Origin of the sequence: Caldovatus sediminis (genome assembly GCF_014644455.1) — a bacterium.
In the GTDB taxonomy this organism is placed as follows: domain Bacteria; phylum Pseudomonadota; class Alphaproteobacteria; order Acetobacterales; family Acetobacteraceae; genus Caldovatus; species Caldovatus sediminis.
Genome location: NZ_BMKS01000001.1, coordinates 18922 through 35610, shown reverse-complemented (window position 1 = coordinate 35610; position 16689 = coordinate 18922). Strand labels below are relative to the sequence as shown.

At 75.6% G+C, this 16689-nt stretch carries 17 protein-coding genes; 7 read left to right on the top strand and 10 right to left on the bottom strand.

Annotation, left to right across the window (positions count from 1 at the left end; all coding sequences use genetic code 11):
- Positions 1–648: 648 nt before the first annotated feature.
- The gene (locus tag IEX99_RS00170; RefSeq protein WP_188897242.1) at positions 649–1101 is read right to left on the bottom strand and encodes a hypothetical protein; all 453 of its coding nucleotides are present in this window, start codon (positions 1099–1101) and stop codon (positions 649–651) included.
- The gene (locus tag IEX99_RS00165) at positions 1088–2548 is read right to left on the bottom strand and encodes a FliI/YscN family ATPase (protein ID WP_229677710.1); all 1461 of its coding nucleotides are present in this window, start codon (positions 2546–2548) and stop codon (positions 1088–1090) included. Before IEX99_RS00165 ends, IEX99_RS00170 begins: the two co-directional genes overlap by 14 nt.
- 118 nt (positions 2549–2666) lie before the next feature.
- Here IEX99_RS00165 and ctrA point away from each other — a divergent pair, with 118 nt between their 5' ends.
- Positions 2667–3443, top strand: coding sequence for a response regulator transcription factor CtrA (gene ctrA / locus IEX99_RS00160; RefSeq protein ID WP_188897240.1), 777 nt, complete (start codon positions 2667–2669; stop codon positions 3441–3443).
- Between the two features lie 238 nt (positions 3444–3681).
- Here ctrA and IEX99_RS00155 read toward each other — a convergent pair whose 3' ends face one another.
- From IEX99_RS00155 to IEX99_RS00130, 6 genes are all read right to left on the bottom strand, one after another.
- On the bottom strand, positions 3682–4578 hold the full coding sequence (locus IEX99_RS00155; RefSeq protein WP_188897238.1) for a CheR family methyltransferase: 897 nt from the start codon (positions 4576–4578) through the stop codon (positions 3682–3684).
- Entirely contained in the window at positions 4575–5915 is a 1341-nt protein-coding gene (cheB, locus tag IEX99_RS00150; RefSeq protein WP_229677709.1) for a chemotaxis-specific protein-glutamate methyltransferase CheB, read from the bottom strand. The genes IEX99_RS00155 and cheB overlap by 4 nt, the downstream gene beginning before the upstream one ends.
- Positions 5912–6355 (bottom strand): response regulator, encoded by a 444-nt coding sequence (locus tag IEX99_RS00145; protein ID WP_188897236.1) that lies wholly within the window; start codon positions 6353–6355, stop codon positions 5912–5914. Before IEX99_RS00145 ends, cheB begins: the two co-directional genes overlap by 4 nt.
- Before the next feature lie 16 nt (positions 6356–6371).
- Complete coding sequence (locus IEX99_RS00140) at positions 6372–6839, bottom strand: chemotaxis protein CheW (RefSeq protein ID WP_188897234.1); 468 nt, start codon at positions 6837–6839, stop codon at positions 6372–6374.
- Between the two features lie 151 nt (positions 6840–6990).
- Positions 6991–9660, bottom strand: coding sequence for a hybrid sensor histidine kinase/response regulator (locus IEX99_RS00135; protein WP_188897232.1), 2670 nt, complete (start codon positions 9658–9660; stop codon positions 6991–6993).
- Positions 9661–9739: 79 nt separating this feature from the next.
- A complete protein-coding gene (locus IEX99_RS00130) occupies positions 9740–10381 on the bottom strand; it encodes a histidine phosphotransferase family protein (protein WP_188897230.1) in 642 nt (213 codons plus the stop codon).
- Positions 10382–10498: 117 nt separating this feature from the next.
- Between IEX99_RS00130 and IEX99_RS00125 the strand changes: the two genes are divergently transcribed.
- From IEX99_RS00125 to IEX99_RS00110, 4 genes are all read left to right on the top strand, one after another.
- Complete coding sequence (locus tag IEX99_RS00125) at positions 10499–10654, top strand: DUF3553 domain-containing protein (protein WP_373285143.1); 156 nt, start codon at positions 10499–10501, stop codon at positions 10652–10654.
- On the top strand, positions 10651–11406 hold the full coding sequence (locus IEX99_RS00120; protein ID WP_229677708.1) for a sulfite exporter TauE/SafE family protein: 756 nt from the start codon (positions 10651–10653) through the stop codon (positions 11404–11406). Before IEX99_RS00125 ends, IEX99_RS00120 begins: the two co-directional genes overlap by 4 nt.
- 105 nt (positions 11407–11511) lie before the next feature.
- Positions 11512–12576, top strand: coding sequence for a GTP 3',8-cyclase MoaA (gene moaA / locus IEX99_RS00115; RefSeq protein WP_188897226.1), 1065 nt, complete (start codon positions 11512–11514; stop codon positions 12574–12576).
- A complete protein-coding gene (locus IEX99_RS00110; RefSeq protein ID WP_188897224.1) occupies positions 12577–13023 on the top strand; it encodes a hypothetical protein in 447 nt (148 codons plus the stop codon). It abuts the gene before it with no gap.
- Between the two features lie 52 nt (positions 13024–13075).
- Here IEX99_RS00110 and rnk read toward each other — a convergent pair whose 3' ends face one another.
- Positions 13076–13522, bottom strand: a complete 447-nt coding sequence (rnk, locus tag IEX99_RS00105; RefSeq protein WP_188897222.1) for a nucleoside diphosphate kinase regulator — start codon at positions 13520–13522, stop codon at positions 13076–13078.
- A 139-nt stretch (positions 13523–13661) separates the two neighbouring features.
- On the bottom strand, positions 13662–14588 hold the full coding sequence (hemF, locus tag IEX99_RS00100) for an oxygen-dependent coproporphyrinogen oxidase (protein ID WP_188897220.1): 927 nt from the start codon (positions 14586–14588) through the stop codon (positions 13662–13664).
- A 228-nt stretch (positions 14589–14816) separates the two neighbouring features.
- On the opposite strand from hemF, the gene petA reads away from it, so the two are divergent.
- Both petA and IEX99_RS00090 read left to right on the top strand, forming a co-directional pair.
- A complete protein-coding gene (gene petA, locus IEX99_RS00095; RefSeq protein WP_188897218.1) occupies positions 14817–15401 on the top strand; it encodes a ubiquinol-cytochrome c reductase iron-sulfur subunit in 585 nt (194 codons plus the stop codon).
- Positions 15402–15416: 15 nt separating this feature from the next.
- Positions 15417–16688 (top strand): cytochrome b, encoded by a 1272-nt coding sequence (locus IEX99_RS00090; protein ID WP_188897216.1) that lies wholly within the window; start codon positions 15417–15419, stop codon positions 16686–16688.
- The last annotated feature ends 1 nt before the right edge of the window (position 16689 follow it).

Genomic DNA, 16689 nt, shown 5'->3' with positions numbered 1-16689 from the left:
TCCTGATCGGCCGCCACCGGCGGCGGGAGGACCGCGGCGCGGGCCTGCGCGCTGACCCTCGTCGCCGCCGGCGTCCTCGCGCCGGCGACGGACTCGCCGGCCTCGGCGCCACCGGCCGCGGCGCGACGCGGCCCGCGGGGGGTTGCGCCCGCGCGTCGGGCGGCCTTGGGTGGCCGCCGCGCCGCCCATCGCGGTCCTTGCCCTCCGAGGGAGTCGTCCTGCCGATGCCGTTCCGCGCTCCGCGTCTCCGCGCCGTGTCCGCGTGCCTTGCGCTCTGCATCGGCACCGCCGCGTGCGACGGACCGAACGATGCCGCTTTCGGCCCGCGCGGCACGGCGCTGCCGCCGCCCGGCCTGGACGCGGCGCCCCCTGCCGCCGCGGAGCCCGGGCTCCGCACTGCTCCGGCAGGGCCGCGCGAGCCGGGAGCCGCCGGGCCCGCGGCACCACGCCGCGACCTCCCGACACGCGCGCCCTGAGTGGGGCGCCGGCCGCGCCGCGCCGGCGGGTCCGGCGCACTTCCGCATCCTCTCCCCCGCTCCCCGGCGGCCGCGGTGCCGGCGCGGGCTCCGGAGCGGAAATGCCCGCCGACCGCGCGCGGCCGGCAGCGGGCCCGGCATGGGCGCTGCACGCGCGGAGCGGCCGGACCGGTCAGGTCCGAGGCGCCGCGATCCTTCTCGCGGCGGCGGCGGCCGCCATCTCGTCCAGGCGCTCCTGCGCCCGGCGTGCCGCGCGCCGCCGCGCCGCCGCGGCCCGCTCCTGCGCGAGGACCTCCACGGCGCGCTCGGCGCGCCGCGCCGCGGCAAGGTCGGCCCGCGCGCCCTCCAGCCGCTCCTCCTCGAGGCGCAGCGCCGCCGCCGCGCGGTCGCGGCCGGCGAGGCCGCGCGGCAGCCAGGCGGCGTGGTGCGCGGCGCCGTCCTCGCTTGCGGCGGCGATCGCGGCCTCCGCCTGCAGCGCCTCGAGCGCGGCGTCGCGGCGCGCCTCCGCCGCCGCGGCGGCGCCGACCCGCTCGGCCAGGCGGCGCCGCGCGACCGCCGTCTCGAACCGGCGCAGGCGGAGGAGGGCGACGAGCGCCGCCCCCGCGCCGCCCTCATCCCCCCGCATCGGCCGGCGGCTCCCCGTCGAGCGCGCGGGCGAGGGCGGCGAAGCTCCCGGCGACGCCCCACGGGCCGGAATCGTCCTCCTTGCGCTGGTCGAGGACGGCCTCGATCCGGGGGGCGAGCCGGATCGCCTCGTCGACCGCCGGGTCGCTGCCGGCGCGGTAGGCGCCGAGCCGGATCAGGTCGGCCATGTCGGCGTGCAGGGCGAGGATGCGCCGCGCGCGCTGCGCGAGCGCGTGCTCCTCCGGCGCCAGGCAGCCGGGCACGGTGCGCGAGAGCGAGCGCAGCACGTCCACCGCCGGCCACCGCCCGCCGCGCTCGCCGATCCGCCGGTCGAGCACGACGTGGCCGTCGAGGATGCCGCGCACCGCGTCCGCCACCGGCTCGTCGTGGTCGTCGCCCTCGACCAGCACGGTGAACAGGCCGGTGATGGCGCCGGGATTGCCCTCCTCGCGCGGGCCGGCGCGCTCCAGGAGGCGCGGCAGCTCGGCGAAGGCGCTCGGGGGATAGCCGCGCGTGGCCGGCGGCTCGCCGGCGGCGAGGCCGATCTCGCGCAGCGCCATGGCGAAGCGGGTGACGGAATCCATCAGCAGCAGCACGTGCCGGCCGGCCGCGGCGAAGTGCTCCGCCGCGGCCATCGCGGTGTAGGCCGCCTCCCGGCGCAGCAGCGGCGGCGCGTCCGAGGTGGCGCAGACCACGACGGAGCGCGCGAGGCCCTCCGGCCCGAGTTCGTCCTCGAGGAACTCGCGCAGCTCGCGCCCGCGCTCCCCGACCAGGGCGAGCACCGCGACGTCGCAGGCGGCGCGACGGGCGAGCATGGCGAGCAGCGTGGACTTGCCCACCCCGGAAGCGGCGAACAGGCCGAGCCGCTGGCCCCGCCGGCAGGTCGCGAAGAGGTCCAGGACCCGCACGCCGAGGTCGAGCCGCGGCCCGAGCCTCGCCCGCCGGCCGGCCTCCGGCGGCGTGCCGGCGCGGGGTGCCCGGCGCCAGGGTCCCGGCAGCGGCGGCGGTCCGCCGTCCAGCGGCCGCCCGAACGGGTCGAGCACGCGGCCGAGCCAGGCATCGGAGACGGCGAGTCCCTCTGCGGCGGCCGGGACCAGCCGCGCCGGCGTGCCGGGACCGATCCCGTCGAGCGGGCCGAAGGCGAGGGCCTGTGCCGTCTCGCCATCGGCCGCGAAGCCCACGACCTCGGCGAGCAGCGGTGCGGCCGCGGCGTAGGGCGCGGGGCGGGCGGGATGCAGCGTCAGGCGCCGGCCGACCGCGGCGAAGGGGGCGATGCCGGTGATCGCCAGGGCCCCGCCGCGGACGCCTGCGACCCGGCCGGAAACCTCGATCCCCGGGATCTCGGCGAGGCGCGCGGCGGCGGCGCGCGCGCGCCGGGCGAGGCTTCGAGCGGAGCGGTCCGGCGGGGAGGATGGCGCAAAAATGGAGAAACAGGTCGCCTGCAGCACCGTTCATCCTTTTTAAGGTTTCTGTCACGGATCTTCATACGACCGTTCCCTGAATTTCCCCTTCACAAGACGCGCGAAAGTTGTGAGATTGCTCGCGGGACGGGTGGAGGTGCCGAGAATGCGTGTCCTTCTGGTTGAAGACGATCTGACGACCGCGCGCGGGATCGCCCTGATGCTGAAGCAGGCGGGGATGGTCGCCGACACCGCCGACATGGGGGAGGAGGCGCTCGAGCTGGCGCGCCGCTACGACTACGACATCCTCATCCTCGACCTCCTACTGCCGGACATGGAGGGCTACGAGGTGGTCCGCCGCCTGCGCGCGGCGCGGGTCGAGACCCCGGTGCTGATCCTCTCCGGCCAGTCCAAGCCCCAGGCCAAGGTGAAGGGCTTCGGCATGGGCGCCGACGACTTCATCACCAAGCCCTTCGACGCGGCCGAGCTGGTCGCGCGCATCCATGCCATCGTGCGCCGGGCCAAGGGCTTTTCGCAGCCCGCGCTCGTCGTCGGCCCGCTGTGCCTGAACCTCGATTCGCGGGAGGTGACGGTGGGCGGCCGGCCGGTGCACCTGACCGGCAAGGAATACGCGATCCTCGAGCTGCTCACGCTGCGCAAGGGCGTGGTGCTGACCAAGGAGGCGTTCCTCAACCACCTCTACGGCGGGATCGACGAGCCGGAGGCGAAGATCATCGACGTCTTCATCTGCAAGCTGCGCAAGAAGCTGGCCCAGGCCGGCGCGGACAACCTGATCGGCACCGTCTGGGGCCGCGGCTACGTCCTGCGCGACGCCGCGACGGCGGCAGCGGCGGCGCGCCTTGCGGCGTCCGGCGGCGATGCGGGCCGAGCGGAGCCGGAGCGGGCGGACCTGTCGCTGTCCCCGGCGATGCGGGCGGCCTGAGGGCGCGGCCCGCGCGCGGCCGGCGGGAGCCGCGCCGGGGCGGCGGCCGGGGATCCCGCAGGCCTATGGCACCTGCGGGCCGGTCTCCCGGCCGACGGCGTTCCGGCGCCGCCATGCGCTCAGCCAAGATCGGCGGCGGCCCGGAAACGCGCCGGCGGTCACGTCCCGCCGGCGACCACGGCGATGTCCTGTCCGTCGCCGCGCGCCTCGCCGCCGTCGGGGCTGTGCCGCGACGCCTCTACGCGGCGTGCGCGGGCCGCAGCCCGCTGCTCCCTGCGCCCGTCGTGGCCGCGGCGCCGCCCGTCGGGGCGAGCGTGTAGGCGGTGCGTTCGCAGGGCAGCGGCTGGAGCCGGTCGGTGAGGCCGAGCACCGTCTCCGCGCCGCCGAGATAGAGCACCCCGTCGGGCGCGAGCTGGCCGGCGAGGGCGTTCAGCACCGCCGCCTTGGTCGGGGTATCGAAATAAATCAGTACGTTGCGGCAGAGGATCACGTCGAACCGGCCGAGCCGACGCGGGTCGTCCAGCAGATTGAACGCCTCGAACCGCGCCATGGCCCGCAGCTCGGGCGCGATGCGCCAGCGGGCGCCGTCGCCCTCCGGCCGGAAGTGCCGCACCAGGAGCTGCACGGGCAGGCCGCGCTGCACCTCGAACTGAGTGTAGAGCCCTTCGCGCGCCCGGGCGAGGACCTCGCGGGCGATGTCGGTGCCGAGGATCTCCACCCGCGCCGCGGCGCCGCGGCCCGCCCAGGTCGCCGGATCGGCGGCGAGCATGGCCACCGAATAGGCCTCCTGCCCGGTCGAGCAGGCCGCCGACCAGACCCGCAGCGGCTGGCCGGCCGGGCGCGCGGCGGCGAGGCGCGGCAGCAGCCGGCGCAGGTGCTCGAACGGCTTGCCGTCACGGAAGAAGGAGGATTCGTTGGTGGTCAGCGCCTCCACCACCTCGCGGGCCAGCGGCTCCGCGCCCGGCCCGCCGCCGCGCAGCCGGGCCGCGAGCGCGTCGAGCGAGCCGAGGCCCGTGCGCGCCAGCAGGGGGGCGAGACGCGTCTCCAGCATGTAGGCCTTGTCGGGCGTCAGCACGATGCCGGCCCGTGCCCGCACCAGTCCGGCCAGGAAGGCGAGGCTCTCCGGTCCGTTCATGCGGCGCGCGGTCCCGGGCCTGAGAGGGCGGCGGCGATCCGCTCCGCCAGGACCTCGGGCGGCGCCACGACCCGGGCAAGCCCGGCCCGCGCGACCGCGCCCGGCATCCCCCAGACCACGGAGGACGCCTCGTCCTGCGCCAGGACCTGGCCGCCGGCCGCGGCGACGGCGCGACAGCCCGCGAGCCCGTCCTGCCCCATGCCGGTGAGCACCACCACCAGCAGCCGTGCGCCGCCGCAGGCCGCGACCAGGCTGCGCAGCAGCGGATCCAGGGCGGGCCGGCAGAAATTCTCCGCCGGCCCGTCGGACAGGCGGGCGAACAGCGCCCCCTCCGTCCCCGCCTCGACCAACAGGTGGCGATCGCCGGGCGCGAGGTAGAGCCGGCCTGGGCGCAGCGGCTCGCCTTCGCGCGCCTCGGCAGCCGGCGGGCCGCCGAGGCGACCGAGGTGGTCGGCCAGCATGGCCGTGAATCCGGGCGGCATGTGCTGGACCACGAGGACCGGCACCGTGGGCGCGGAGGGCAGGCGCCGCACCAGCGCGGCCAGCGCCTGCGGCCCGCCGGTCGAGGCGCCGATCACGACCACCCGCGGCGCGGTGCGCGACGCGGCGGCGGCGCGGTCCGGCGTCCCTTCCGGGCGGACGGCCGCGGGCGGCGCGGCGCGGTCCGGCGGCGGGACGGCACGCGGCAGGGCCGCGGTGCGCCTCGCCACGGCGGCATGCGTCGCAGCTTCCGGGCCTGCCGGCCAGGGCGCCGGAACGCGCGGCGTCGCCCGGCCCGAGGGGGCCGGTCCCGGCCGCCCGGCGCCGCGCCGCGCGACGGCGGCGGCATCCGCGGTCCGGGGAGCGGAAGCAGGCATCCGCTGGCGTCGGCGAATCCGCGCCCAGCCCTTCACCTTCTCCAGCAGCTCTGCCCGGAAGAGAGGGTCGGCCATGCCGCCGCCGGCGGCGGCCGGCTTCGGCAGGTAGTCGGCGGCGCCGGCGCGCAGCGCCGCCATCGCCGCCGCGGCGCCGCGCTGGGTGAGGGCGCTGGCGACGATCACCGCCGGACGAAGCTCCGCCGGCTGACGCAGCAGCAGCGGCAGCGCCGTCATGCCGTCCATCACCGGCATCTCGAGGTCGAGCAGCACCACCTCCGGCCGCGCGTCCGCCAGGGCGGCGAGCGCCGCGCGCCCGTCGCCGACCTGCGCGACGATGCGGATCGCGGGATCGGCCCGCAGCAGCCGGGCGAGCGCGCCACGGACGACCGCGCTGTCGTCGCACAACATGACGCGCACCGGCTCCGCCTCCGCCGGCGGGGCGGCGCCGGCCGGAGCCCCGGCGGCTTCCGCGGCGCTCACGCGGCGTCGCCCCGCGGCGCGATCAGGCCGAGCCGGGCCAGCTTGTCGCCGAGGATCGCGGCGTCGAAGGGCTTCATCACGTACTCCTGCGCGCCCGCGTCGAGCGCCTCGACGATCCGCTCGAGCGTCCGCTCGGTGGTGCAGAGCACGATCGCCGGCCGTTCCGGCCCGAACTCCGCGCGCGCGCGGCGCAGGAAGGCGATCCCGTCCATCACCGGCATGTTCCAGTCGAGCAGCACCACGTCGGGCAGGTCCGCCCGGCAGGCGGACAGCGCCTGGGCGCCGTCCTCCGCCTCGCGGACCGCGAGGCCGAGCGGCTCGAGCATGCGCCGCACCGCGCCGCGGACGGCGCGGCTGTCGTCCACCACGAGGCAGATCCGGCGGGGCGGCGCCACGCCGCCTTCGCGCCCGCCATCCGCCGCGCCGCCGACGGGATCCATCGCAGCCTTCGCCGGATCAGCCGATCGCCAGCACGCGCTCGACCTCGAGCACGACCAGCAGGCGCCCGTCCTCGCGGTGCACGCCGCGGGAGATCTCGCGCCAGAGCGGGTCGAGGGTCGGCGGATTGGGCGCGAAGCCCTCGCGCGGCAGCGGGATCACCTCGCCGACCGCGTCGGCGAGGAGGGAGTAGAGCTCGCCCTGGTGCTCGACCACTACGCTCATCGCCGCCGGTTCGCCGGGCAGGCGGGACGGCAGGCCGAGGCGGCGACGCAGGTCGATCGCGGTGACGATCCGGCCGCGCAGGTTGAGGCTGCCGGCCACCTCGGCCGGGGCAAGCGGGATCCGCGTGATCGCCTGCGCGGCGAGCACGTCGCGCACCGCGAGCACCGGCAGGGCGCAGGGCTGGCCGGCGACGGTGAGGGTGAGGAAGGTCTCCTCCTCGCCCCGCCCGGCGAGGGCGAGGGCGGCGGGCGGGCCGGACATGGTAGCGCGCGTCGGCGGGTGCGTCGTCATGCTCTGCACGGGCGGATGCCTTTCCCGGGGCGGATGGTCAGGGTCGCGTCGGCCGACGACCTTCGCGCCGAGCGGCGCTGCGACCGGTTGGCGGGGACCGCGGACCGCACCGCACGGCGGCTCAGCCGAGCGCGACCGGCGGCGCGAGGCAGTCGCGCAGCGAGGCGAGCAGCGCCTCGCGGTCGTACTTGCCGACGTAGTCGGTGAAGCCGGCGGCGCGGCCGCGCTCGGCGTCCGCCGGATCGGCGCGGGAGGTGAGCGCGATCATCGGCAGCGCCGCCCAGTCGCCGCCGCCCTCGCGCACGGCGCGGGCGAAGGCGAGGCCGTCCATCTCCGGCATCTCGATGTCGGAGACGATCGCCTCGAAGGCCGCGCCCGCCTCGCGCAGCTTCAGCGCCTGCGGCGCCGATTCGACCGCCGTCACCGCATAGCCGGCCGCGGAGAGCGCGGGGACGACGAGATGGCGGAAGAAGGCGCTGTCCTCGACGAGCAGGATGCGCGCCGCGCCGCGGCCGGGCTCGCCGCCTGCCGGCGCGGCGAACCAGTCCTCGCCGGCCTGGCGCAGCCACCAGGCGGTGTCGATCACGTCCGTCACCCGGCCCTGGAGGACCGTGCTGCCGAGGAAGCCCGGGCGCTCGGCGGCGCCACGCTCGATCCTGAGCGGCGCCTCCACCACGTCGAGGATCTCGTCCACCATCAGGCCCATCGCTCGGTCGCGGTCGTTGAACACCAGCACCGCCTGGCGCCCGCCCGATCCGGCCGCCTCGGGCGCCCAGCCCTCGGTCCCGAGGGGCACGAGCGGCATGAGCTGGCCGCGGTACTGCACCACCGGCATGCCGCCCGAGCGCTCGATCCGCTCGCGCGGGATGTCCTCGAGGCGCGCGACCAGGCCGAGCGGCACCGCCTTCGGCGTCTCCTCGCCGCCGGCGCGGAACAGCAGCACCGCGGTCCGCGCCTCCGAGCGCAGGGCCGTCGCGCCGGGGCCGGCATGGTCCGCCGCCGCGCCGCCGCCGGCGATCTCCTCGCCGGCATCGTCCCTGGCCACGCCGGTCGCGCGGGCGATGCCGTTGGGGTCGAGGATCATGATCACGCTGCCGTCGCCGAGGATGGTGTTGCCCGAGAACATGGTCACGTGCCGCAGGATCGGCGCCACCGGCTTGACCACGATCTCCTCGGTGTCGAACACGCGGTCCACGATGATGCCGAAGACGTGCGCGCCGATCTGGGTGACGACGACGAAGCCCTCCTCCGCCGCGTCGCCGGCGCCTTCCGAGGCCTCCTCCACCCCCGGGCGGTCCAGCCGCAGCAGCTCGGCGAGCGAGACCAGCGGCAGCAGCCGATCGCGCAGGCGCAGCACCGGGGCCTCCTTGATCCGCTCGACGCGGGGCGCCTGTCCCTCCGTCGCGCCGTCGCCGCCGCCCGCGCCGCCGACGCGCACCAGCTCGACCACGCCGATCTGCGGGATGGCGAATCGCTCGCCCGCCGCCTCGACGATCAGCGCCGAGACGATGGCGAGGGTGAGCGGGATCTTGATCGTGAAGGTGGTGCCGCGGCCCTCGCGCGAACGCAGGTCGATCGTGCCGCCGATCCGCTCGACGTTGGTCTTCACCACGTCCATCCCGACCCCGCGGCCGGAGACGGCGGTGACCTGGCCGGCGGTGGAGAAGCCGGGGCGGAAGATGAAGCGCAGGACCTCGCGCTCGCTCATCTGCGCGAGCTCGGCCTCGGTCGCGAGGCCCTGGGCGAGCGCCTTGGCGCGGATCCGCTCCACCGAGAGGCCGCGGCCGTCGTCGCCGATCTCGAGCACGATCTGCCCGCCCTCGTGGCAGGCGTTGAGCAGGATCCGCCCGGTCTCCGGCTTGCCCGCGGCGCGGCGCTCCTCCGGCGATTCGATGCCGTGATCGGCGCTGTTGCGCACCATGTGCGTCAGCGGGTCGCGGATCAGCTCGAGCACCTGGCGGTCGAGCTCGGTCTCGGCGCCGCGCGTCTCGAGGACGATCTTCTTGCCGAGCTCGAGGCCGAGGTCGCGCACCAGCCGCGGCAGCTTGGCCCAGGCGTTGCCGATCGGCTGCATGCGCGTCTTCATCACCCCCTCCTGCAGGTCCGAGGTGATGTGCGACAGCCGCTGCAGCGGCACGGTCAGCGCCGAATCGCCCGTGGCGCGGGCGAGCTGGAGGAGCTGGTTGCGCGTCAGCACCAGCTCGCTGACCAGCGTCATCAGGTCCTCCAGCACCTCGACCGAGACGCGGATCGTCTGCGGCGCCGCCGCGCCGGGGCCGCCGGGCGGCGGCGGGGCGGCGTCCTCCGGCAGGGCGGCGCCGGGGGCCGGATTCGCTTCGGGCGACGCGACGGACGGGGGCGCCGGCCCGGGCGCCTCGGCCGCCGGCGGCATCGGGGCGGCCGCGCCCGCTTCGCCGCCCTCCGCCGCGGCGTCGAGCGCGGCGATCAGCGCGCCGTCGTCGCCCGGCGGCTCGGCGCCGCCCGCCTCCAGCCCGGCGACGATCGCCTTGATGCAGTCGAGCGCGCGCAGGATCAGGCTGATGCCGTCCGGCGTGACCGCCAGCGTGCCCTCGCGGTAGCGGCCGAGCACGTTCTCCGCCGCGTGCGCCACCTTCTCGAGCCGCGCCAGGCCGAGGAAGCCGCAGGTGCCCTTGATCGTGTGCACCAGCCGGAAGATCTCCGACAGCGTCGGCCGGTCGTCCGGCGTGCGCTCGAGGCGCAGCAGCGCCGCGTCGAGCGCGATCAGCCCCTCGTTGGTCTCGGTGAGGAAGTCGGCGAGCAGGTCGTCCATTGCGCCCCCGCGCGGTCGGGTTCCGCCGCAGCGTGACGGGCGGGGGCGAAGATTCGGTAAAGCCCGCGCCGCGGGGCCGCTACGCCGCGGGCGGGGGCGGCGCGGGGCCGATCAGCAGCGGCGCCGGTCCCGCATCCCCCGGCCCGCCCAGGCCGAGCGCGAGCGGCACCCCGAGATCGGCGGCGAGGGCCGCGAGCGCCGGCGCCCGCACCGCGCGCGGGTCCGCCGCGCGCCGGGGATCGAGCCCGCCGGCGGCGAGCGCCGCGGCGAGCCCCGGCGGCCAGGCGGCGCCCTCGCCTTCCGGGCGCACCATCAGCACCCCCGACGGATCGCCGCCAAGCAGCACGACGCCGCCGCGCGGCAGGGCGTCGCCCGCCAGCAGCACCGCGTTCAGCATGAGCTGCGCGACCGGGGCGGCGAACGCGGTTCCCGGCGACAGCCCCTCGGCCACCGCGAGCCGGGCGCGGCCGCCCGCCACCTGGCCGTCGAGCAGGGCGAGCAGTTCGGCGAGGGTGGCGTCGCCGAGCCCGCCGCCCCACGCGGCGCGGAACAGCGTCAGGCGCTGGCGGAGCGCGGCCGCACCCTCGCGCGCCACCGCCATCGCCTCGTCCGAGCCGGCGCCGAGCAGGGAGAGGGCGCCCTCCACCGTCCCCACCGGCCCGCCCAGGTCATGGCAGATGCGCGCGGCGATCAGTTGGGCCAGTCGGAAACCTTGCGGCATGGTGGATGGGTCCTGCGGCGGCGGCATCGGGCTATCATTCGGGGGCAAGCTGACCACTCCGTTTCGCGGACCGTTCCCTTCGCCGGAGGCACCGTGCCGGGACTGATCGAACCAGGGATGCGGGTCCGTCACCCCGATCGTCCGGACTGGGGCGTCGGTCAGGTGCAGTCGGTGGTGGGGGACCGGATCACCGTGAGCTTCGAGCATGCCGGCAAGGTACTGATCATCGCAACGAAGATCACTCTCCAGATTCTGGACGACCCTCCGGCGTGACCGAGACGGTTCTCAATTTCGGAGGCGGCCTTCTCGGCTGGGAGATGGCGGCCGCGGTGGCCGCCACCGCGGCCGCGGGGCTGATGCGCGGCTATGCCGGGTTCGGGACGGCGGTGCTGCTGTCGCCGATCTACAGCACGCTGTGGGGGCCGCGGGCCGGGGTGCCGGTCATGCTGCTGATGGAGCTGCTGGTCTCCGTCCAGCTCCTGCCGCGCGCGATCGGCGATGCCGACCGGCGGGTGGTGCTGCCGCTCGGCGGCGCCGCGGCGCTGGCCACCCCGTTCGGGGCCTGGGCGCTGCTGACCGCCGACCCCGATCTGCTCCGCCGGGCGATCGGCGCCTTCGTGCTGGTGTTCGGCCTGCTGCTGCTCTCCGGCTGGAGGTATCGGGGAACCCGCCCGCTCCGCCTCAACCTGTTCGTGGGCACGCTGTCCGGGCTGCTGAAGGGGGCGACGGGGATGAGCGGCCCGCCGGTGATCCTCTACCTGCTGGCCGGGATGGAGGAGGCGCGGCGCCACCGCGCCAACCTGATCCTGTTCTTCGCCCTGATCGCGGTGGTCTCGGTCGTCGTGCCGGCCCTCGGCGGCCTGCTCGACCTGCCGGTGCTGCTGCGGGCGGCGCTGCTGCTGCCGGTGCTGCTGGTCTCGGTGCAGATCGGGGCGCGGCTGTTCCATGTGGTGCCGGTCGGCTGGTACCGGCGCTTCGCGCTGGCGGCGCTGCTCGGGTCCGGCGGGGTGGCGCTGCTCGCCTGAGCCGGGCCGGGGCCGTCCGGCCGGACCCCGAGGAGCGGCGCGGGACGGAAATGCCGCAGGGAGGGCTTGCGGGCCGGGATGGGAGGGTCCCAAATCCCCTCCGCCATGTCCGCCGACATCCGCCTGCCTCCGGCCGCCGCGGCCTCCGCCGCCGATGCGAGCGGCGCCGCCGCCCCGCTCGTGGACCCGTTCGGGCGCCGCATCACCTACCTGCGGGTCTCGGTGACGGACCGCTGCGACCTCCGCTGCGTCTACTGCATGGCGGAGGACATGACCTTCCTGCCCAAGGCGGAGGTGCTGACGCTCGAGGAGCTCGACCGGCTCTGCGGCGCCTTCATCCGCCTCGGCGTGGAGAAGATCCGCCTCACCGGCGGCGAGCCGCTGGTCAGGAAGAACGTCATCAGCCTGGTCCGCGCGCTCGGCGCCCGGCTCGGCGCCGGCGGGCTGCGCGAGCTGACGGTCACCACCAACGGCACACAGCTCGCGCGGCTCGCGGACGGGCTCCGGGCGGCGGGGGTGCGGCGGATCAACGTCTCGCTCGACACGCTCGACCCGGCGAAGTTCACCGCCATCACCCGCTGGGGGCGGATCGAGCAGACGCTGGACGGGATCTTCGCCGCCCGCGCCGCCGGCCTCGCGGTCAAGATCAACGCCGTCGCGCTCAAGGGCGTCAACGAGGACGAGTTCGACCGCATGATCGCCTGGTGCGGCGAGCACGGCTTCGACCTCTGCCTGATCGAGACCATGCCGCTCGGCGAGATCAGCGGCGACCGGACGGAGCAGTACCTGCCGCTCTCGCTCGTGCGCGCGCGGCTGAGGCAGCGCTGGACGCTGGAGGAGACCGACTACCGCACCGGCGGGCCCGCCCGCTACTACGTGGTGCGCGAGACCGGGCGGCGGATCGGCTTCATCACGCCGCTCACCCACAATTTCTGCGAGAGCTGCAACCGCGTGCGCCTGACCTGCACCGGCACCCTCTACATGTGCCTCGGCCAGGAGGACGCGGCCGATCTGCGCCGCCCGCTGCGCGATCCGGGGACGGACGAGGCGGGGCTGGAGGCGGCGATCCGCGAGGCGATCGCCCGCAAGCCGCGCGGCCACGACTTCGTCATCGACCGGCGCCACCGCCGGCCGGCGCTCGCCCGCCACATGAGCGTCACCGGGGGCTGAATGGGCGGCGAGTTCCTGCAGGCCCTCGCGGCGCGCCTGGCGATCCCCGGACTGCCGGACTGGGTCGGCCTCGTTCTCCTGCTGCTGCTCGGGCTGCTGGCGCTGGCCTACCTGCTGATGCCGTTCAGCGTGTTCGGGGTGAAGGGACGGCTGGAGGGCATCGAGGCGCAGCTCGACGAGATCCAGGCCGAGATCCGCGCGCTGGCGCTGCGCGTCGCCGACGCCCCGCCGCGGGAACGCGGCCGCGGCTCGGCGGCCGCGGTGGAGGACGACTGGATCGACCCGCCGCAGGCGCCGTCGCGCCGTGACGACTACGTGCCGCCGCGGGCGACCCCGCCGATCCCGCCGCCGGCGCAATGGCCGGACGCGCCGCCGCCCGCGCCGGCCGCCGCGCGCGGCGGCCGGAGCGAGCCGCGGCTCGACTGGCCGCGCCCCGGCGGCCGGTAGGCGGCGGCCGGGGCGCCACCGGCCCGCGGCCGCGGACGCCGCATCGCGCGGGTCACGTCCCCGGCCGCGCCGCATCCGCGGGAGCCGCGCCGCCGCCGCGCTCCACCCGCCGAACGGTCAGGCGGCGCATGCGGCCGTCCTGGGTCGGCCAGTCGATGGACTGCCCCTCGGCAAGTCCGAGCAGCGCGGCGCCGACCAGCGACAGCGCGGAGATGCGCCCCGCGGCGATGTCGGCCTCGCCGGGCAGGACGACCTGCACGGTGCGGACGCGTCCGGTCGCCGAGTCGTGGAACTCGACCCGCGAGCCGAGCGCGACGACGCCGGAGGGCACCGCCTCGGCCGGCACCACCTCGGCGCGGTCGGCCTCCTCCATCAGCAGGCGCGCGACCAGCGGGTCGCGGCGCGCGGCGGCGCCGGCCAGCGCAACCAGGCGCGCGTGGTCGTCCTCCGACATCAGCAGCGGCGGGCGCAGCGTCTCGGCCCTGGTCTCGTGGTCCATGGGCAGGCTCCTTCTCGCGTCGCGCCGCCGCGGGCCGGGGGGAGGGCGAGGGCGGGGGACCCCGGCGGCGCGCGAACGGAACGCCGGCGGCCGGCTGCCGGATCGGCGGCGGTCCCTGCGGGGCGGCGCCGGCGCCGCCTCAGGGCCATTTCACCTCGGGCGGGAGGCTCATCAGGATCGCCTCGACATTGCCGCCGGTGCGCAGCCCGAACAGCGTGCCGCGGTCGTAGAGCAGGTTGAACTCGACGTAGCGGCCGCGGCGGACGAGCTGGTGCTCGCGCTCCTCGGCGGTCCAGGGCTCGCGCATGCGGCGGCGGACGATCGCCGGGTAGGCGGCGAGGAAGGCCTCGCCGACGTCGCGGACGAAGGCGAAGTCGGCCTCCGCGCCGTGGCCGGGCGTGCGGTCGCCGAGCCAGTCGAAGAAGATCCCGCCCGCGCCGCGCGGCTCATTGCGGTGGGGGAGGAAGAAGTACTCGTCGCACCAGGCCTTGAAGCGCGGATAGTAGCCCGGATCGTGGCGGTCGCAGGCGGCCTTGAGGGCGGCGTGGAACTCCGCGGCGTCCTCGATGCTCTCCGGCGCGTCGAGGCGCATGGGGGTGAGGTCGCCGCCGCCGCCGAACCAGGCCCGGGTCGTGACGATGTAGCGCGTGTTCATGTGCGCCGCCGGCACGCGCGGGCTGCGCAGGTGCGCGACCAGCGAGACGCCGGTGGCGAGGAAGCGCGGATCGTCTTCCGCTCCCGGGATCTGGCGGCGGAACTCGGGGGAGAACTCGCCGTGCACGGTCGAGACGTTGACGCCGACCTTCTCGAACACCCGCCCGCCCCGCATGAGGCTCATGACGCCGCCGCCGCCGCCGGGACGCTCCCAGGCGGTGCGCGCGAAGCGGCCGGGGGGCAGGGCGGCGAAGGGGCCGCCGTCGCACTCGTCCTCGATCGCTTCGAAGGCGGCGCAGAGCCGGTCGCGCAGCGATTCGAACCAGGCACGGGCGCGCCGCGCCATCGGCGCCGCCGTCGGGGGGTCGTCGGGGGCGCGCGGCTCGGGCGCGGCGGCTGCGGCGGGGCTCATGGCGCTTCGTCTGTCTCCCTGGACCATGCGGCGGACGCCCGGGCGGATTGCCACCCCCCGGAGGTGCCCTTATAAGCGCGCGCGGCGCGAGGGCGGCAGCGCAGGTCGCTGCTCGGCCCGATCGGCGCCGCGCGACGTGCGCGGCGCGGTCGGTCGGAGGGATGATTGGGCATGCGGCCGGGTCCGGTAGGTAGGCGGGACTCGGTCGTCGTTTAGGGACGAGACGGCATGGCGGAGACGCTGGCGACCCAACCCGGGGCGCCTCATGGAGCCGAGGCGCATCGCGCCGCCGCGGCGGCCGGGGGCAAGCGGCGCGATTTCCTGAAGCTGGTGACCGCGGGCTTCGCCGTCGTCGGCACCGGCGCGATCGCCTGGCCCTTCATCCATTCGATGAATCCCTCGCGCGACGTGCTCGCGCTCTCGACCACCGAGGTGGACCTCTCGCCGATCCAGGTCGGCCAGGCGGTCACCGTGGTCTGGCGCGGCAAGCCCGTGTTCGTGCGCCGGCGCACGGAGCAGGAGATCGCGGCGGCGCGGGCCGTGTCGCTGTCCGAGCTGCGCGATCCGCAGACCGACGAGCAGCGCGTGATCCGGCCCGAATGGCTGGTGATGATCGGCGTCTGCACGCATCTCGGCTGCGTGCCGCTCGGCCAGAAGCCGACCGACCCGAAGGGCGAGTACGGCGGCTGGTTCTGTCCCTGCCACGGCAGCCACTACGACACCTCGGGGCGGATCCGGAGGGGGCCGGCGCCGAGCAACCTGGCGGTGCCGCCCTACGCCTTCACCTCCGACACCCAGATCCGCATCGGCTGAGGAGAGCTCCGATCCATGGCCAGCGGCCTGCACCAGAGCGAATTCACCAACCCGGTGGTGCGCTGGATCGACGCGCGCCTGCCGGTGTTCACCATGATGCAGAAGGAGTACGGGACGTTCCCGACGCCCCGCAACTTCAACTACCTCTGGAACTTCGGCGCCCTCGCGATGGTCACGCTGCTGATCATGATCGCGACCGGCGTCTTCCTGGCGATGCACTACACGCCGCACGTCAACCACGCCTTCGATTCCGTCGAGCGGATCATGCGCGACGTGAACTACGGCTGGCTGCTGCGCTACGTGCACGCCAACGGCGCCTCGATGTTCTTCATCGTCGTCTACGTCCACATCTGGCGCGGGCTCTACTACGGCTCCTACAAGGCGCCGCGCGAGCTGCTGTGGATGCTCGGCGTGGTGATCTTCCTGCTGATGATGGCCACCGCCTTCATGGGCTACGTGCTGCCCTGGGGGCAGATGAGCTTCTGGGGCGCGACCGTCATCACCAACCTGTTCAGCGCCATCCCGCTGGTCGGCGACTCGATCGTGACCTGGCTGTGGGGCGGGTTCAGCGTGGACAACCCCACCCTCAACCGCTTCTTCAGCCTGCACTACCTGCTGCCCTTCGTCATCGTCGGCGTGGTGTTCCTGCACATCGCGGCGCTGCACGTCACCGGCTCGAACAACCCGCTCGGGATCGACCCGAAGGGGCCGCAGGACACCGTGCCCTTCCACCCCTACTACACGGCGAAGGACAGCGTCGGGCTGGTGGCCTACTTCCTGGTGTTCGCGGTGCTGGTGTTCTTCTTCCCGAACCTGCTCGGGCACCCGGACAACTACATCCCGGCCGATCCGCTGGTGACGCCGGCGCACATCGTCCCCGAGTGGTACTTCCTGCCCTACTACGCGATCCTGCGCGCGGTGCCGGACAAGCTCGGCGGCGTGGTGCTGATGTTCGGCTCGATCCTGATCCTGTTCTTCCTGCCCTGGCTGGACACCAGCCCGGTGCGCTCGATGCGGTTCCGCCCGATCGCCCGGATCGCGCTGTTCCTCTGGACCGTCTCGTTCTTCGTGCTGCTCTACTGCGGCGCGAAGCCGCCGGAGGGCATCTACGTCTGGCTCTCCCGCTTCGGCACCGCCTACTACTTCGCCTACTTCCTGGTGATCCTGCCGCTCCTCGGGCGGTTCGAGCGGACCCTGCCGCTGCCCGAGAGCATCAGTCGCCCCGTGCTGCGCGGGGGCGGGCCGTTGCCCGCCGGGGCCGCGGCGAAGCCGATGGAGAAGGCCTGAG